Origin of the sequence: Corynebacterium sp. Marseille-P4321 (assembly GCF_903645305.1) — a bacterium.
Lineage (GTDB): Bacteria > Actinomycetota > Actinomycetes > Mycobacteriales > Mycobacteriaceae > Corynebacterium.
This window is the reverse complement of the sequence record NZ_CAHJXO010000002.1, coordinates 118,857-136,426: the sequence shown is the minus strand read 5'-3', so window position 1 is coordinate 136,426 and position 17,570 is coordinate 118,857. Positions and strand designations below refer to the sequence as shown.

The 17,570-nt window shown below is 58.3% G+C and carries 11 protein-coding genes and 3 tRNA genes; 11 read left to right on the top strand and 3 right to left on the bottom strand.

Going from position 1 to position 17,570, the window contains the following annotated elements; translation table 11 throughout:
- The first annotated feature begins 18 nt into the window (after nt 1-18).
- From HWX32_RS05945 to HWX32_RS05930, 4 genes are all read left to right on the top strand, one after another.
- Nucleotides 19-1,125, top strand: coding sequence for a PHB depolymerase family esterase (locus tag HWX32_RS05945; protein ID WP_175935148.1), 1,107 nt, complete (start codon nt 19-21; stop codon nt 1,123-1,125).
- Between the two features lie 73 nt (nt 1,126-1,198).
- Entirely contained in the window at nt 1,199-2,698 is a 1,500-nt protein-coding gene (gene gltX / locus HWX32_RS05940) for a glutamate--tRNA ligase (protein ID WP_175935147.1), read from the top strand.
- A 180-nt stretch (nt 2,699-2,878) separates the two neighbouring features.
- Nucleotides 2,879-2,950 (top strand) — tRNA-Gln (locus HWX32_RS05935).
- Nucleotides 2,951-2,980: 30 nt separating this feature from the next.
- Nucleotides 2,981-3,053 (top strand) — tRNA-Glu (locus tag HWX32_RS05930).
- Between the two features lie 286 nt (nt 3,054-3,339).
- Here HWX32_RS05930 and HWX32_RS05925 read toward each other — a convergent pair.
- Nucleotides 3,340-4,170, bottom strand: a complete 831-nt coding sequence (locus tag HWX32_RS05925) for an ornithine cyclodeaminase family protein (protein WP_217702889.1) — start codon at nt 4,168-4,170, stop codon at nt 3,340-3,342.
- Nucleotides 4,171-4,263: 93 nt separating this feature from the next.
- On the opposite strand from HWX32_RS05925, the gene HWX32_RS05920 reads away from it, so the two are divergent.
- From HWX32_RS05920 to HWX32_RS05910, 3 genes are all read left to right on the top strand, one after another.
- Nucleotides 4,264-4,339, top strand: a tRNA-Glu gene (locus HWX32_RS05920).
- 341 nt (nt 4,340-4,680) lie between these two features.
- Complete coding sequence (locus HWX32_RS05915) at nt 4,681-8,505, top strand: hypothetical protein (protein ID WP_175935146.1); 3,825 nt, start codon at nt 4,681-4,683, stop codon at nt 8,503-8,505.
- A gap of 20 nt (nt 8,506-8,525) precedes the next feature.
- Entirely contained in the window at nt 8,526-9,386 is an 861-nt protein-coding gene (locus tag HWX32_RS05910) for a PhzF family phenazine biosynthesis protein (RefSeq protein ID WP_175935145.1), read from the top strand.
- Nucleotides 9,387-9,416: 30 nt separating this feature from the next.
- On the opposite strand, the gene HWX32_RS05905 is transcribed toward HWX32_RS05910, so the two are convergent.
- Complete coding sequence (locus tag HWX32_RS05905; protein ID WP_175935144.1) at nt 9,417-12,644, bottom strand: N-6 DNA methylase; 3,228 nt, start codon at nt 12,642-12,644, stop codon at nt 9,417-9,419.
- Nucleotides 12,645-12,804: 160 nt separating this feature from the next.
- On the opposite strand from HWX32_RS05905, the gene HWX32_RS05900 reads away from it, so the two are divergent.
- Genes HWX32_RS05900 through HWX32_RS05890 form a run of 3 tightly spaced genes read left to right on the top strand, consistent with a single transcriptional unit; the run spans nt 12,805 to nt 17,137 of the window.
- Nucleotides 12,805-13,380: an HD domain-containing protein gene (locus HWX32_RS05900; RefSeq protein WP_175935143.1), complete on the top strand. Its 576-nt coding sequence runs from the start codon at nt 12,805-12,807 to the stop codon at nt 13,378-13,380.
- A 17-nt stretch (nt 13,381-13,397) separates the two neighbouring features.
- Complete coding sequence (locus HWX32_RS05895) at nt 13,398-14,387, top strand: pyridoxal-phosphate dependent enzyme (RefSeq protein ID WP_175935142.1); 990 nt, start codon at nt 13,398-13,400, stop codon at nt 14,385-14,387.
- Nucleotides 14,372-17,137 (top strand): FAD/NAD(P)-binding protein, encoded by a 2,766-nt coding sequence (locus tag HWX32_RS05890; RefSeq protein ID WP_175935141.1) that lies wholly within the window; start codon nt 14,372-14,374, stop codon nt 17,135-17,137. Before HWX32_RS05895 ends, HWX32_RS05890 begins: the two co-directional genes overlap by 16 nt.
- A gap of 70 nt (nt 17,138-17,207) precedes the next feature.
- Here HWX32_RS05890 and HWX32_RS05885 read toward each other — a convergent pair whose 3' ends face one another.
- Nucleotides 17,208-17,435 (bottom strand): hypothetical protein, encoded by a 228-nt coding sequence (locus HWX32_RS05885; RefSeq protein WP_175935140.1) that lies wholly within the window; start codon nt 17,433-17,435, stop codon nt 17,208-17,210.
- A gap of 1 nt (nt 17,436) precedes the next feature.
- Between HWX32_RS05885 and HWX32_RS11300 the strand changes: the two genes are divergently transcribed.
- Complete coding sequence (locus HWX32_RS11300) at nt 17,437-17,565, top strand: hypothetical protein (protein ID WP_303049142.1); 129 nt, start codon at nt 17,437-17,439, stop codon at nt 17,563-17,565.
- The last annotated feature ends 5 nt before the right edge of the window (nt 17,566-17,570 follow it).

Sequence of the window (17,570 nt, the reverse complement as noted above, 5' to 3'; positions counted from 1 at the left end):
AGGTTTATTGTTGCCTGTGTGAAAATTGGTAACATTCGCAGGGCGCTCGCAGGAAGCGCCGCAGCATTGATGGTGCTGGCGGGAGGCGTCGCTCCGGTGACGGCGAACGCGCAGGATCTTTCGTCCCAGATTAACAACCAGGTCAACCAGGCGATCGGCGATGCGCAGCGCGCCGCGAACCAGGCCGCCCGCGACGCGAACGCGGAGTGGAACAAGTTCGTCGAGATGGCCAACGACTCCCTGCCGGCCGGTTCCTCCCTGCCGGAGAACCCGATCCCGGTGCCGCCCGCGCCTGCACCTGCGCCCGCCCCGGCTCCGAAGCCTGCGCCGCAAGCCCCGCGTGCATGGTCCCCGCAGGCCCCCGCACCGGTTGCTCCGGGCCGCAACGGTGAGATCCGCGGCGCTGGCCGCAGCTACCTCGTGTGGGTCCCGGCCAACTACAACCCGTCCCGCCCGACCCCGGTGATGGTGGGTTACTCCGCCTACCAGGACTCCACGGAGAACTTCCGCAACTACTCGCGTCTGCGTGAGTCCGCGGTGGGTCGCAACGCGATCATCGTCTACCCGCGCGCCATCGGTGCGTCCTGGGAAGGTTCACCGACCGCTTCCACCGGCCCGGGCCAGGACATCCGTTTCGTCCGCGCGATGATCGACGACGTGCAGCGCTACTACAACATCGACCGCAAGCGCATCTACGCCACCGGCATGTCCACCGGCGGCGGCATGGCTGCGGTTTCCGCCTGCCACATGGCCGACCTGTTCGCGGGTGTCGCCGGTGTCTCCGGTGCGTACTACGCGCCGGTGAACATGGGCTGCCAGAACATCCCGATTGCGTTCATGGCCATCCACGGCACGGGTGACACGCTCACCCCGTACCACGGCACCATCCGCCGCGGTCAGCGCGTGATTCCTGTGCCGGAGCTGTTCGCCTCCTACGAGCGCCGCAACCGCTGCGCCGGTGGCGTCGACCGCCGCCCGGTGGCCAACAACGCCACCCGCGTTTCCGCCCGCGGCTGCGTGAAGGGTGTTGAGGTGATCCAGGTCCACGGCTCCAACCACTTCTGGTGGTACTCGCCGTCGGCCGCTGACGAACTGTGGTGGTTCCTGTCGCGCCACTCGAAGTAGTTCGGGAAGGCACCGCGAGGGGGCCGTCGATAAGCACATGCTGCTATCGGCGGCCTTTTTTCGCGCGGGTAGCATGGCAGCCATGACTGATTCTGCAATGCGCGTACGTTTCTGCCCGTCGCCCACCGGTACCCCGCACGTGGGTATGGTGCGCACCGCCCTGTTTAACTGGGCGCAGGCGCGGCACGACGGCGGCACGTTCGTCTTCCGTATCGAGGACACCGACGCCGCCCGGGATTCGGAGGAAAGCTACCAGGCGATCATTGATTCGCTTGAGTGGCTTGGCCTGAACTGGGATGAGGGTGTCAATGTCGGCGGCCCGCACGAGCCGTACCGCCAGTCGCAGCGCTCGGACATCTACGCCGAGGTGTTGCAGAAGCTTATCGACGCTGGCGAGGTGTACCCGGCCTACTCCACCAACGAGGAGGTTGTGGAACGCCACAAGGCGGCAGGTCGCGACCCGCAGTTGGGCTACGACAATTTCGACCGTGACCTCACCCAGGAGCAGATCGCCGCGTTCGAGGCGGAGGGGCGCAAGCCCGTGTGGCGCCTGCGCATGCCGGAGCAGGACTGGACCTGGAACGACCTGGTGCGCGGCGAGGTGACCTTTAAGGCGGAGACCCAGTCGGACTTCGTGGTGGCCCGCTCCAATGGCGCGCCGCTGTACACGCTGGTCAATCCGGTGGACGACGCGCTGATGGGCATCACCCACGTGCTGCGTGGCGAGGACCTGTTGTCTTCTACTCCGCGCCAGATGGCGCTGTACGAGGCGCTGAAGCGCATCGGTGTCGCTGAGCGCACCCCGGATTTCGGCCACCTGCCGTTCGTGATGGGCCAGGGCAACAAGAAGCTGTCCAAGCGCGACCCGGAATCCAACCTGTTCAACCACCGCGACAACGGCATCATCCCCGAGGGCATGATCAACTACCTGGCGCTTTTGGGCTGGTCGCTATCCGCGGATCAAGATATCTTCTCCGTCGAGGAATTCGTCGAGGCCTTCGATGTGTCCGACGTGCTGGGCAACCCGGCCCGCTTCGACCAGAAGAAGCTCGAGGCCATTAACGCCGACCAGATCCGCCTGCTGGAGCCGGACGACTTCCGCGAGCGCCTGCGCGCTTACCTCACGGAGTACACGGACTTTCCGGCCGATTACCCGGAGGACAAGTTCGCGGTTGCGGCGGACCTGGTGCAGACGCGCATCAAGGTGCTCTCCGACGCGTACGACCTGCTGAAGTTCCTGGTCATCGCCGACGAGGATCTCGAGTTGGACGAGAAGAGTGCGAAGAAGAACCTCAAGGAGACGGCTATCGAGCCGCTTGATGCCGGCATCGCCGCGCTCGAGGGGGTTGAGGAGTGGACCACCGCGAACATCGAGCAGGCGCTGAACACTGCGCTTATCGACGAGCTGGGCCTGAAACCCCGCGTCGCATTCGGCGCGCTGCGCGTTGGCACCACGGGCGCTGCGGTATCCCCGCCGCTGTTCGAGTCTATGGAGCTGCTTGGCCGCGCGTCGACGCTGAAGCGTCTTCGTGCGGCGCGCGAAGTAACGCCTTACCAGGCGGCGGACGCTTAGATAGCCGGGTAGGGGAGGACTTACAACGCTGTCGTTTCAACGCCTTTGCACGCCCCAGATTTGCGGGGTATGCAGGCGATTTGGAACGAAACAGCGTTCGTGGTTATAGTAAACCACGTTGTTCAGAGCGAACAGCGGGAAGAACACAATAGTTTCCGCAGGTAAGCGCTGAAAAACGATTGGCCTATGGTGTAATTGGCAACACTACGGTTTCTGGTACCGTCATTCTAGGTTCGAGTCCTGGTAGGCCAGCTACAGAGCTTTTAAGTTCTGTGTCCTAATGCCCCGTTCGTCTAGCGGCCTAGGACGTCGCCCTCTCACGGCGGTAACACGGGTTCAAATCCCGTACGGGGTACAAAGCGAAACCTCCGCGGTCAGTGCGAAACTGAACCCGGAGGTTTTCGCGTGTTCGGGGTTGGGGCAGTGCAGGTTATTTCCAGCAGGTAGAACCCAGCAGATCTCCGTTTCAGGCCGAAATGCTGGATATTACCTGCTGGATTCTCCGAGCGATCGCCTTCCAAAAAACACCGGAAGTTCGATGGGGTGACTTCGGTTTAGGACATCGCTCGCTCCACCACAGCGGCCGCTACGGCGAGATCCTCCCACGGCATGCCCACCGTCTTGCACACGATCCGCTGGCCCTAGTCCAACGTCACGCGGCCGGTCACCACATCTGCCATCGGGATAAGGTCCGACTCTTCGAGCACCCCGTCGGCGATCGCGAGTACGACGTCGCCGGCTTCCCGCATCGCTGCGGAGACATCCTCCACGATGACCTGCGCCCCGTCGAGCAGATCGGCGGGCAGTTCGCGCGCGTCTGTGGTGTGCGAGCCCACGGCCAGGACGACTGCGTCCTCCTGCAGATCGGCGGCCTGGAGGATCGGAGTCGGCGATGTCGTGGCTGTAATCACGAGCCCTGCCCGGCCGAGCGCTTCGGCAGCCGTTTCGCTACCGGCTTCCGCCCACTCGCCGGGTAGTCCCTCACGCGGGGTCCGGGAGATGAACGTGACGTGCACGTCACGCACGCCATCCAACACATTCGCCACGGTTGCAGCGTGGCCCACGCCCTGTGCACCCGTGCCAAAGACCGCCACGTCAAGCGGACCCGAGGACGTCGTGAGCACGTCACGCACCGCCGCGACCGCGACGGCGGGGGTGCGCAGGGTGGTGAGCGACGTGCCGTCGAGAAGCGAATGCGGTGTCAGCGTCTTGCCCTCAAAGAGAAGATACGAGCCTTGGACGAGCGGCACCGGGAGCTCTGAGCCCGGTGGCTGGAGACCCAGGACCTTCACACCGGCCCAGTTGCCGAACGCCGCGGGTAAGAGGTGCATCTCGCCGTGGGGGATCGGGACCTTCGTGCGCGGGGCGTCAGCGGAAGGATCTACGCCGGACTTCAGCGCCGCGCGGATCGCGTCGACTGCTTCCGCGGGGGTGAGGGCACGCATGATGGTGTCGTGGTCGAAGAAACGCATGGCGCCAGGGTAATGGCTTGCCCGCTCACCTGCTGATTTGTCGGTACCGGGTTGCGTCCTTTATTGTGATCAAGTCGCAAACACAGCGAGCGCGCCCCGTTCGTCTAGCGGCCTAGGACGTCGCCCTCTCACGGCGGTAACACGGGTTCAAATCCCGTACGGGGTACCAATGAAGCCCCCGATCCGGATGCCGGGTCGGGGGCTTTTCCACCGATCAACCGGTCTCGATGTAGCCCTAATGCTTGGGGCGGTCCTGGCAACGAGACCGCGATCGAACGATTGGGAGGTACGTTTTTCATCGCTGGCTAATCTTCGGAATGGAACCTGTGCAACCTCTCTCGCGTATGATCGACCTAGTCCGCTTACGCGGTAAAACAAAAGCTGGGGCGAATCGGGCACCCACTGATGTGCTAGGTAATCGAGGGATTGAGCGGCAAAAGGGAAGAGAATAAGGGGCTTCAACCCGTTTACTTGGGGCCCGCTTATAGCGAGGAAACGCATGGTTTTTACGTGCGTCAACTGCTTTATGCACTTCAGGATCCGCGGTTTCAGAATTTAGCTCTTACAGGCCCCTACGGATCGGGAAAGAGCAGCATCGTTGAGGGGCTTTTCACAGCGCTACAAAGTGAAGATCCTAATCGAGGGGTTACGAGTAACAGGGCCATTCTGGTGAGCTTGGCTTCTTTTGACCTCGATGGGCAAGAGTCCGCTAGCGAGACGGAGCATCACATTCAAAAGGAGGTGCTGAAGCAGTTTATATTCCGAGAAGATCCATCGAAAATGCCTAAATCTGAGTTCCGTGGAATTGTTGTCCCGACTTGGTGGCAGAGATTGCTGCGCTATTTGCTGACAGCATTTGTGATCCTACTGACGTACTTCCTTTTCCAAGCGCCGGCCCTTTGGAAGGATTGGGTCAGGAACGGGAGTGTTAGTTACGGCCCAATTCTCCGATTTGTTCTTCTCTGGGGTGTTATCACTGGGCTTGTAGGGCTAGCGGCGTTTCTCATCACTGACAAGCCAAAAATTAAGGGGTTATCGGTAGGGCCAGGCAGGCTAGAACTCGATACCGGTGATGAATCGTACTTCGACAAATACCTATCTGAGATCGTCTATTACTTCCGAGTTTCAAAAACTAATCTCGTGGTTTTTGAGGATCTGGACCGGTTTAACAGTCCTAGTATTTTTGAATCACTCCGTGAGCTAAATCAGCAGATCAACATGGCGCTCGCTAGCTCTAAGAAGTCAAGAACTCAACCAGTGAGGTTTCTGTATGTTCTAAAGGATTCAGTCTTCTCACTCGACCGGTCGATTATAGCGGCCCAAGTGGAAGGAGAACAGGACTCATCGGGAGTAGGGACGCCGCCAAGATCGAAGCTCAACCAGACTGATCGTTCCAGTTGCGCTGAACGAGCCGCGGAAAACCGCACCAAGTTTTTTGATGTCATTATCCCCGTGGTCCCATTCGCAACACACCGTAATTCATACGAATTTTTGAATCAAGAGCTGCAGAGGGTGGCTCCGAATAGATCCTTTGATCGAGAATTGTTACATCTGATCGGGACCCATGTAGTGGATCACCGCCTCCTGTTGAACATTGCATACGAGTTCTGTGTTTTCCGAGAGAGGGTAATAGAACACGTATCAGATGAGTCGGTTTTGGCAATAGTCGCGTACAAAAATACTCATCTGGACGATTTTGAAAGGGTGCTAAGAGGAACTAGTGATTTAGATCAGCTGCTTGATTCCTTCTACAAACACGTGGCTGACACACAGAGAGAAATTTCTTTACGAATCGATGGCTTGAAGCAGTCCGCCTACCTGCATCTGTTGGCTGAGCCCCTGGTTCATACCTTCAATGAACGACTCCGGGAGCATCTTCAGTGCGAGATTGGTCACCAAATCGAGCCAGTTGATTTTTCACAAAGCGAATTGACAATCGAAGGTCAAGCCTTCCGACAGGATGGAGAGTATGATTTTAAAGATTTCTGGTCCAATGTTGTCGAAAATTTTAAGAAACTTTCTGGGCCGATTCAGTGGCGTGCTTCTTCCTATCCCACAGTGAGTATCAATCCTGCAACTCTCATAACTATCATCCGTAGCGGGAATCTATCCGAGGAACGGCTTGAACTTGCAACGGATGAGGCGAACGCTGAAATAGACGCACTGAGGCTCTTCTCTCGGGAATCGAGGAAGGGGAGTATCTACCACTTTCGCGAGGTGGCAGGCAGACACGAGTCTTTCGGTATTCCGGAACAATCCCGGCTTGATCTAGACGAGATGATCGATAGACACCTTAGACAGCCACTCAGTAGAGATTTGGTGAAGAAGGGATACATCGATACAGATTTCTACCTCAGTACCTCGACGTTCCAGGAAGGGCTTGATACGCTTTTGGCTCAGCGATTCGTCGTAAGCAACATAGAGCGAATTCAACCTTCGCCCTACCAAAAGCTTGATAAGCGCAGTTGTGATGCGATTCTTGCTCGCCTCGAGCGAACGGAAATGCCGAGTTTGGCCGGAGCGACCAACGGTGATTTTCTCCTACATTTAGCCGAACATGCTGATGGACCCGGCGGAAAAGATCTCGTGCAGAAGATTCTGACCGATTTAAAGGATGAAGTTAACTCCAGCGAGATCATTTCCCAAACAGTTCACGCACTAGTCGATAGTACGATTGCGATGCCGGGCAACGAAGATCAGGAACATTTTGCACGAGATATCATAAGCCTGATTTCCAGGAGCTTTAATGCGATTCTCAACGATCAACTTCACGAACTTCTCGGCTCAGCTGGGGATGCTGGCCTAGTTTTTGTGTTGGACTGCGTTCTCGCTGAAGCCTCCGAAACTTCTATTGAAATTGGTGTCGAATTCATGATTACTCTTGAGCGGATTTATGAATCCCTACCAATACTGTGTAGTCAGGATTCGCCTGAGGGCGTGGTTGCTGGGGCAGTAGGCGCGATCGCGAATGCGGGTGGCCTGAAAGTTGATCTGGGAACATTGAACTACGCTGCATCGAAAGAGTTTGCGGATAGGGGAATGGTTCGACTAAGTTCATCGAATCTATCCAGACTTCTACCGGAAGTGTTGTCGCCATCTTTAGTCCAGTTGGCCCCTTATCCCAGCCTGTTGATTCAGGCTGCTCAAAATCCTGCTCTTTACGAAGCGATTCTCGGGGACTTTTCTGGATATTCGATCATGCCCGGTGAGGAGGCTGAGTTTATCGATGAGGTTCTACCGGTGATTGATGCAGCGCTGGCAGGAGACTCGGGTTCATCGGAAGAAGTTAGAGGAGAAGACTGGGAAAAGAACTTTGCATATTTACTCTCGCTATGTAGTGCGGGCGTTTTATTTACTGATGTACGTCGGGTAAGCGGCCGGCTTCGCGAGATCTTGGCGAGGACTGGATTAATGGCCACAACGACGAGAAATGTTTTGACGTATGTACTGGAAGCCCCAGGCAAACTCGACAGCGCGGTAATTGAATTGCTGAACAGAAATGGTTTGCTGCCAAACGCTGAGGTGGGCGGGAGAGAACCACCGGAGATAGATTCTGAGGATCTTGAAAAACTAGGTTTGGAGCTGTTGCAACCCGAAACCTGGCCGGGTGGGGAAGACAAACGTGAGATTTTGGTCAGTCAACTCACTGACTGGAACGGTGACTTCGGATGGGATGATCTAGGGGCCCTAACTCCAAGCAAGATAAGGACTACATTGCGAACAGGGGTTGTAGAGGACTCTTCCCAAAATTTTCGAAGTCTAACACAGTTGGATAGGCCCGATTTAGCCGTTGCCTTCCTGGAAAGTTCAGCCTTAGGAGCCAATGATTTCGCCCCCGAGTCATTTACAGCTCTGTCACGGTACGGTGAGCTGCTGAATTCAGACCAAATAGAGTCTGAAATTAGGTTATTGATCATCGATTGGCTTAACGAGCACAGTATTCAAACAGACTTCGGCGGCGAGGAAATTCGATCGATTTTGGAATTCGCAATCGAGCACGGCCTCGAACTGGACAAGAGTTTTATTCTAAAAATAGCAGGTGCTGATCGTTCTGGACTAGACCGATACGAATTCTACAAATTATTAACTCCGGTTATTCTGACCCTGCCCGAGACGGAAACAGATGCTCGCTTTATGCGAGAACTTTTCACTTTGATGGGTCCAGAGTTCAGAAATCTGTTGGAGCGAAAGCCCGGTCATGAAGTATTCAAAGATTTCGAAGGTCTCGCAAATCTCATCGACCGCGCAGGTAATACTGTTGGTACAGTCTCTAGAATGATCCCGATGGAAGGCGGAAGGTTAAAAGTCACACGACGTGCGAAACCGATTAGCTAAAGAACTTCAAGGTTGACCCAGTGACCACGCACGACTTTCTTGAAATCGATGTCTTCGCCACCGGCCCGTTCACCGGCAACCCGCTCGCGGTGGTAGCAGGCGCCGACGAGCTGAGCACCGCCGAAATGCAGGCGATCGCCGCGTGGACGAACTTCTCCGAAACCACGTTCCTCCTCGCGCCCCGAAGTCCCGGCGCCGACTACCGCGTGCGCATCTTCTCGCCCGTGGAGGAGTACGAATTCGCAGGCCACCCCACCCTCGGCACCGCGCGGGCGTTCCTCGAGCTCGGCGGCAGTCCCGCCCGCAACTGCGTCCTCGTCCAAGAATGCGGCGTGGGCAACGTCGAGGTGCGCATCGAAGGCGACACGCTCTCCTTCGCCACACCACCCCTGATCCGCTCCGGCCCGCTGTCAGCTGAAGACCGCCGCGAAATCCTTCAGGCCTTCAAAATCGAGGAGCAATTGCTTATCGACGCTTCCTTCGGCGACAACGGCCCCGGCTGGAAACTGGGCTTGCTGGACAGCGTGGAAACACTTCGCGGACTGTCTCACCCCAAGGTGCCGGGGCTGAAAGTGGCATTTGCCGCGCTGACCGGGAAAGGCGACCCGGCGTACGAGCTGCGGGCGTTTACGCCGACGTTCGAAGATCCCGTTACGGGCAGCGCGAACGGTGCGATGGCGCAGTGGCTGCGCACCCGTGGTGATGTGCCTGAGCGGTACTCGGTGTCGCAAGGCACAGCGCTCGGCCGCGATGGGCGCGTGGATATCTCCGACGAAGGCGGGCAGATCTGGGTTGGCGGACGCGCTGAGGTGCGGGTGCGCGGAACGCTCAGGTTTGACACTAAAGCCCGAGAAGTTCCTCGGCGAGTGAGCTTTAGTTGATCGGGCGGCGGACTTTCAACGCAAAACCGGTTACAAATCTGTTGCGTCCATGACGACAGCCCTAACAGTCTGCCGATCTTCAGGAAGGATCTCGTACAGATCGAAAACCAGCTCATCCAGTTCGAACTCCTCTTTCTGTATTTGTGACAGGAGATCGCGCACAATTCGAGTTTGAGTCTGAAAATAATCCCCAAGATCGGCCACAGCCGAGGGGTGCAATTTGAGTCCTAGGGTTTGGTAGAACTCCGTGAAATCGAGATCCCACCACCTAGACAGCGCTCGCGGGATTGCCCGAATGGAATACAAGGTCCGCAGAGTCCTTACGAACTTCGTTCTCGAGTCGTAAAGATCGGAATTCAGATCGCAAAGCCGGTCGTGGAGCGCGACGATCGGTTGGATATTATCCGTTGTCGCAACCGGAACGGACCCGAGGGGCCTCATATCCACCTGGAAATTGTCTCCTTGCATCTTTCCTTGGAATTTGAGCCAGTACGCCACGAGACTTGAATTGAGCACGCCCGTGAGGAATTTGTTGTCAATGCGGTCAGTCTTGATGACGTTGAACGTGCGGTTGAAATAAGCCTCGAAATCAACGTAGGAGAAGCGTGGTCGGCCAACGGATTTCCGAACTACGAAGATGCGCTCGCCGGAATAGATCTTCGTATCTCGTGGACGGTGCAGACCGTAGGGTTTATTCGCGCTTGTCATGATCGGCTGATACGGGTCCAGATGCCTTTTAATACCTGGGTACTCATCCAACGATTTCGGATCTCTAAACGAAGAATCGGTGAAGATTACAAATGAATCAGTCGAGTTAGAAGCGAAAAACCTGTTGATCTCGGTGGTGCTAAAGATCGGTCGAACCAGTTCCATGTCTTTTGCGCCGAAATTTTTAGCCTTAAGCTCTTCTCTGGTCAGGACAAAGATTCCGTCTCCTGATTGAATCGGCTGGGTCGCTATTTGAGACAGCCTCTCGGCATCCTTCTTCCGAACCGTCTCCTGGCCGTCAATGCCGGAGAAGATTTCGGTTTTGCTGTCAATGAAGAAACTTCCATTCGCAGCTATCGTCTCTATGATCCGACCGGCCTTTGGAGGAACGAATGTGATAGTTTCGTTCAAAGCTTCAGCTCTATCCAGGCGAGTAGTAAATCGCAGGGACCCTTCTGTGTCTACCTGGGTTAAGAAGTCGGTTACGTCCGACTCGCGAGCATTCCTAATTTCGAGTTTTTGGTAGGGAAACTCATACCTTGGCTCTGCATTTGATTTACGGCATATCATTATCATCGTCTGGATGCCGGCTTCTTTGAAGACGTTGTAAGCGCCAAAATCGACGAACCGTTCAATTCTGGCTTCCTCTATGACCTTATTGCGGAACTTTTGGGCACCGTCACTTGTGACCCAGTTGTTCTGGGCAATAATTCCCACATAGCCTGTCTCTTCCTGTATGAGGTCGAGTGCAAGACCACCAAACATATACCAAATATCCATTTTTCCTTGGTATATTGGATTGGTTTTGACTGACGCAAAAGCGTCCTTATTTTCGTCTTCCTTGATGTACGGTGGATTCATTAGGATGACCTCGAATCCGCCTCCTGAAAGCACGGTTGGGAATTCCTGGGACCAGTCAAGAGTAAGGCTGTTTCCCACTTTAATGTTGTTATCCAGAGTCGTTAGCTGCTTGTCCTTGATTGCGGTTTTTAGCCATAGACTAAGTTTCGTGATCTCCACCGATTCTTCGTTGAGATCAACTCCGAAGAGGTTGTTCTGCAGGATTTCTTTGTAGAAATCTTCTGTGTCGAACAGCGTGTTCAGAATCTCTCCAACACGGCGGTTTTCTGCAAGCAAAAAGTCGAAGACATGGACAAGAAATGCGCCGGAACCACAGGCCGGATCTAATACTTGAATCTTCTGGAGCTCCTGCTGGTAGCGAGTGTAGGCTTCCTTTTCGCGGCGCTCGTAGTTCTCGTCAGTGAGATCACCGTGCAGATTTACTTCCTGCTGCATCGTCTTCTCGAGGTTCCGAAGGTATTTACCCAAGGTTTGATCAACCATGTAGCGGACGATGTAATCAGGTGTATAGAAGATTCCATCTTTCTTTCGCCGGGATACTCGTGGGATGATTGTCCCCCCTGTGGCGGAAACCGAGCTCTTGAGCTGTTCAATGTCGCTAACCGATTGCTCAAAAATCCTTCCGAGAATGGCAACGCTCGAGTCATGGGAATAGTCGAACTCACTGAGCTCGATCAGCGGAGCGAGGGCATCATCCGAGATGGAAAGCTGATCCAATTCTGGGTCAGCTTTGAAGAGTCCGCCGTTATAACCGTTAGGGATTCCAAGTGCATCTGTGCCAGTATCGATTCCTTTGAATAGAACCTTTAGATTGTCCCAGAAGCTCAGACCAAGAGCCGAGCGCTCTGACTCCAGCTTGACTCTCAGCAGAGTATTCGAAGGAAGTAGGCCTCTGTCTTCTGCGAACGCTACAAACACGATCCTGTCGATAACCGTCTGAGCAAATGTGATCGCGTTTTGGGGAGAATCTTGATAGCTGGGATTCTCGGTGAGAATCGAATTAATTAGATGCTGTCGAGCGTTAGCGTATCTTGCGTAAAGGTTTTCGCCGATAGCCTCCTGCTCGATACGGATATCGGTCAAGAGCTGCTCCGTAAGTGATTCCCCCGTCTCCGCAGTCAAGCGCGAGGAGTGGAGGAGATAGAACCAGGATTTGAAACCGAAATAGTCATTGGCAGGGTCTACAAGATCGTCAAGAGTCCACGAATTGTAGTCAAGTTGGTTGTCGTTATAGATCCTGAATTCTTGGAAGTTGGAAACGACTACAAAGGGGCATGATCGATACTGCACCTTGTATTTGAATCCCTGTTGAACTGGGGTCAGGTTGCTCTCTCGCTTTTGAGGGCGATCGAGTGAGATTGCTGCTCCTTTGAGCTCGACTACCGCGCCGACGTTTCTCGTCGAACCGTCAAAATGTCCTAGAACCACATCTGGATAATTTTTAGCGTCGGTGGTTGCTTTAGGCTCCATTGAAAACGGAAGCGCAGGTTTCTCTCGGTATCCGAGAATGCGCACGAAGAAATCCTGGTTGTAAGCCTGCTCACGACTCGTTTCTTTATCGAGCAACAACGTTCCATGATGCAGGTCGTGGTGCCAACCCCTGACAATTTCGAGGAATGGCTGTATTTCTTCAGTCCCGATAGTTGCTACTGCTTCCGACAACTTGTTTCGGTCAAATAGTTGAGCCAAGATGCTTCCTTATCCAAATGGGGACTACGAGGTTAGATTGATTTTATCCTTGGTCAGTAATAGATCCGGACATTTCCTAAAATGAGTGTTCGAACGTGGGATAGAGGGTGCCGGGAGCAGTTGTATCGTTGTGAGCGTTCCCGGCAGAAAGGAGCCACACATGGCACACAACACCCTCACCGCCGTGTCCCCGCGGTTAATCAGCGCAATCAATACCGCAGCGCTCGCGCACCGCGGTCACGTCCGGAAAGGCACGGACCTCCCATACGTGTCCCACGTGTTCGGCGTGATGCACCTGGTTTCCCAGGTCACCGATGACGAGGACGTCCAGATTGCGGCGCTGTTCCACGACATTTTGGAAGACGTCCCGGAGGCCTACTCCGCCGAGCAAATGGCGGCGGACTACGGCGAGCGCGTGGTTGAGCTTGTGCGTGGCGTTACCAAGAACGACACGCTCACCAGCTGGCAGGAGCGGTCCGACGCCTACATTGCCCACCTGCGAGAGGCGGAGGATGGCAGCGTGCTCATCTCTGCGGCGGACAAGCTGCACAACCTGCTGTCCATCCTGGCGGACCACGCAGTGCTTGGCGACAAACTCTGGGGCCGTTTCAACTCTGGCAAGGATCGCCAGCAGTGGTGGTATCGCGCCGTCTACACGGTGGCCTCAGAACGCCTGCCAGGGAACCCGCTGGTGGTGGAGCTGGGCAGGCGGGTGGACGAGCTCGAAGCGCTCTAACGCATAGGGTGGGACGCATGCATGCTTCCGAACCCTCCGGTAGCCCAGGCGGGCTGCTCAGCGCCATTGGGCACACCCCACTCGTCGACCTCTCAGCGGGATTTCCCGGGGAGGCGCGCGTGTGGGGCAAGCTTGAATCCTTCAACCCCGGCGGCAGCGCAAAGGACCGCACTGCGCGCGCTATGGTCGCCGACGCGACCGAGAAGGGGCTGTTGTACCCAGGCGCGGTAGCGGTGGAATCCAGCAGCGGCAACCTCGGGATCGCGCTCGCGCGGGAAGCCGTCGCCGGCGGGTGGGAGTTCCACTGCGTGGTGGATCCGCGCACGAACCAGGCGACGCTGTCGATGATTCGGGCGCTCGGTGCCGTGCTGCACCCGGTCACCGAGCCGGACCCGGAGACGGGGGACTGGCTGACTGCGCGACGCAACCTCGTTGCCAAGCTCAAAGACGAGCTCGGAGGCATCAACCTGGACCAGTACTCGAACCGCGCGGCTTTCGACGCCCACAACCACGGCACGATGGCGGAGATCGTTCAGCAACTCGGCCACGCGCCGGAGATGGTGGTGGTCGCGGTGAGCACCACCGGCACGATCGGAGGGTGCCTGCGCCACGTCGGCGAACACGGATACGACTCCAAGGTGGTCGCCGTGGACGCAGAGGGTTCGGTGCTTTTCGACGGCGCACGTGGCGAGCGCATCCTCCCCGGCTACGGCGCAGGTGTCGTCACGGAGCTGTCCAAAGAGGTGGAACCGGATCGGGTGCTGCGGGCGGAAGCGTTCGAAGCGATCCACGCGGCGCGCATGCTGGCGAGATCCACCGGGTTCGTTCCGGGGGCATCGGGTGGTGCGGTGGCCTGGGCCGTCGAGAAGCTTGTGCGCGAAGAAGCCGCAAGCGAGATTGTGGGTGTCTTCCACGATGACGGCCGGGCGTACTTGGACACGGTGTACAACGACGAATGGGTCGATGAGCAGCTGGGCGTGGAGGTAGACGTATGCGAGTGGCCGTAATCGGCGCTGGCCCACGCGGACTGTGGGCGGCGGAAGCGTTGATGGAGCGCGCCCGGCAGCGCGGCGCCGCGATCGACCTCACCGTGTTCTGCGACGCGCCGTTGGACGAGGTGTCCGCCGTCGGGGCGTTCGGCCAGTCCGTGCCGGAGGAGTGGGTGCTCAACGCGCCGAAGCAGATCGTGCGCACCCAGCTCGGCCAATTCGACGCCGACGAGGAGTGCGAGGACGCGTTTCCGAGCCGACGGTTGGTCGGAGAGCATCTCGCGGCATCGTGGCGGGCCGTCGAGGAGCACCTGCCGCCGCGGTGCTCGCTGGATTTTCGGGTCGAACGCGTTGATGCGCTCGACCCCTCGGACAATGGCGTGGACATCGGCGGCGAGCAATTTGAGGAGGTGCTCATCGTCACCGGCCACGCCCACGATTGGCCCGGGTCGCTCGCGCACGCCGACTTAGGCGACCTCAAAGTGATCGCCCCGGCGTACCCGGCGGCGAATTTGGACGCGGTGTCGGCCGACGATGTCGCGCTCGTGCGCGGGGCCGCGCTGACGTTCATCGACGTGGTGAAGTACGCCGACGCGAAGGTGTTTTACCCGGTTACCCGCTCGGGGCGGTTCATGGAGGTCAAGGCGTACCTCGAGGGTGTCGAAGCTGACGAAGCAAAGCCGCACCTCGATGCCGCATCCCGCGCGATCTTGCAGTGCAACGGTTTTGACGAGCTCACCGACATCCTCACCGACTGCGCGTCCAGCATCCTGGAGATCGCAGGCGGCGAGGGGAGCGAGGACGACATCCGTGCGGTGCTGCGCGGGGAAGATTTCACCGGAGACCCGGTCGCAGAGCTGCGGGCATCTGTCGCGGCGGCGCAGGGGGAACGACCCTGGACGCCGGCGCTGGCGGCGGCGCTCGCGTTCCGCGACACCTACGACGCACTCGTGGAGCGCGCCTCCTTCGGCGGCCGCGAAACCCTCGGAGGCAAAGACTTCCACGCGTTCACCCGGACGATGGAGCGCGTCGCCTTCGGCCCGCCCGCCAAGTCGGCCGAGGTGCTGCTCGAGCTCACCGACGCCGGCCGCATCCGCACCGACGTCATGAATCGCGGCAACGTCGACCTTCGCGACGTTGCCCAGGAAGTTGGCGCCACCGTCGTAATCGATGCCGTTCTCGCCCCGCCCGGCGTGGCCGAGGGCACCTTGGTCGGCAACCTTGTCGACCGCGGGATCGGGCAGCGCTACGGCGACACGGACGCACTGCACGTGGACCACGACGGCACGCTCGTCGGCCAGCGTCACATCGCCGCCGCCGGGCGCATGAACGAGGGGCTGATCCTCGGCCACGACACGCTCCAGCGCACGAAACACGACGTCATCGACCGCTGGGCGGACCGGGTGTCGGCCGCCGCGATGGATCGCCCCGAGCGCGTCCACGGGCTTCCGCCGCTGGAGCCGAAGGGCTTCGACTGGTCGGAGGATCTCCTCGCCAACGGCGACGCGTGTGACGCGCTTCTCGCCGAGTTCGGCAGCCCCGTCAACGTGCTCAACCCCGCGCCGATGCAGGCGAACATCGATGAGCTCGTGCAAGCCGGTGAGCGCATGGGCGTTGAGACGAAAATCTTCTACGCCCGCAAAGCCAACAAAGCGCTCGTCTTCGCCGACACCGCCCGCGACACCGGCAACGGCGTGGATGTGGCCAGCGAGAACGAACTGCGCCAGGTACTCAGCCGCGGCATGCCGGGCGAGCGAATTATCCTCTCCGCGGCGATCAAACCGGACTGCCTACTGCAGCTCGCGATCGACAACGGGGTGGTCATCTCCGTCGACAACACCGGTGAGTACGACCGTATCCGCGCCCTCGCCGAGGCGTCCGGCAAGCAGGCGAAGGTGGCGCCGCGCCTCGCACCCGACCCCGACACAATGCCGCCGACGCGTTTCGGCGAGCGGTTGCGCACCTGGAGGGTGCACCTTCAGGAACCGTCGCAAAGCGTCCGCGTCGACGGCGTCCACGCGCACCTGCACGGCTACGCCGCCGCCGATCGCTCCGCGGCGCTCAACGAGTGCATGCTGCTTATCGACGCCCTGGTAGCCGCCGGCCACACCCCAGAATTCATCGACATCGGCGGCGGCGTGCCCATGCGCTACCTCGCACACAAAAATCAGTGGGACGCCTACCAGGAAGCGATCGCCGCACAGCGCGCGGGCTACGCCGAGCCATTCACGTGGAAGTCAGACCCGCTGACCAACACCTACCCGTACTGGCAGGAACCGACCCGCGGCGTGTGGTTGGAGGAGGTGCTCTCCGCAGGAGTGGCTGAAGCGATGCGGGAGCGCAACCTGCGGCTTCACCTCGAGCCGGGGCGCTCGATTCTCGACGGCTGCGGGGTCATCCTCGCTCGTGTCGCCTTCACCAAGACCCGCTCCGACGGGCTGCCGTTGGTTGGCCTGGAGATGAACCGCACGCAGTGCCGGACCACCTCCGACGACTATTTGACCGATCCGGCGCTGTTGAAGCGCACCCCGGAATCCGATCCGGTGGAAGCGTTCCTTGTCGGAGCGTATTGCATCGAGGACGAGCTGATCCTGCGCCGCAAGATCCGCTTCCCGCAGGGGGTTTCGGCGGGCGACATTGTGGCGATCCCGAATGGGGCTGGCTACTTCATGCACATCCTGGAGAGCGCATCGCACCAGATCCCGCTGGCGAAAAACGTGGTGTGGGACGGCGCGGAGGCGTCGCTCGACGATATCGACCGGCGCTGATGCGTTGAAAGCGATGAACCCCGCCGCTGCGATGTGCAGCGGCGGGGTTATCAGGTGTTCGGGGTTCGCCCTAGATGTTGAACTGGTTGCGTAGGTCCTGGAACCACTGCGGGTTCACGTTCACCAGCACCGCGAAGATCGAGGCCAGCAGCCCGATCAGGATTGCCAGCACCGTCAGGATGATGCCGGTGGTGCTGCTGCCTTCAATGCTGCCCTCGTTCGAAGAGGACTCCGGTTCAGCGTTCGAGTTCTCCGTGGTGGTGGCAGGCATCGCTTCCTTGGTGACGGTATCGGTCACCGTGGTCGGCACCGCCTTGGTCGCATCGGCGAGGGGTTCGTCGAAGCATAAGCTGCTTATCGACGACGGCCGCGACATCTGGGTGGGCGGGCTGGTCACCGCGCGCGTGCGCGGCACCATCGAGCTGTAGGAGGG

Bases quoted from the DNA above. Each gene is read 5' to 3' on its own strand.
- HWX32_RS05900 (WP_175935143.1), top strand. From the start codon at position 12,805: ATGGCACACAACACCCTCACCGCCGTGTCCCCGCGGTTAATCAGCGCA.
- gltX (WP_175935147.1), top strand. From the start codon at position 1,199: ATGGCAGCCATGACTGATTCTGCAATGCGCGTACGTTTCTGCCCGTCG.
- HWX32_RS05890 (WP_175935141.1), top strand. From the start codon at position 14,372: ATGCGAGTGGCCGTAATCGGCGCTGGCCCACGCGGACTGTGGGCGGCG.
- HWX32_RS05925 (WP_217702889.1), bottom strand. From the start codon at position 4,170: ATGCGTTTCTTCGACCACGACACCATCATGCGTGCCCTCACCCCCGCG.
- HWX32_RS05895 (WP_175935142.1), top strand. From the start codon at position 13,398: ATGCATGCTTCCGAACCCTCCGGTAGCCCAGGCGGGCTGCTCAGCGCC.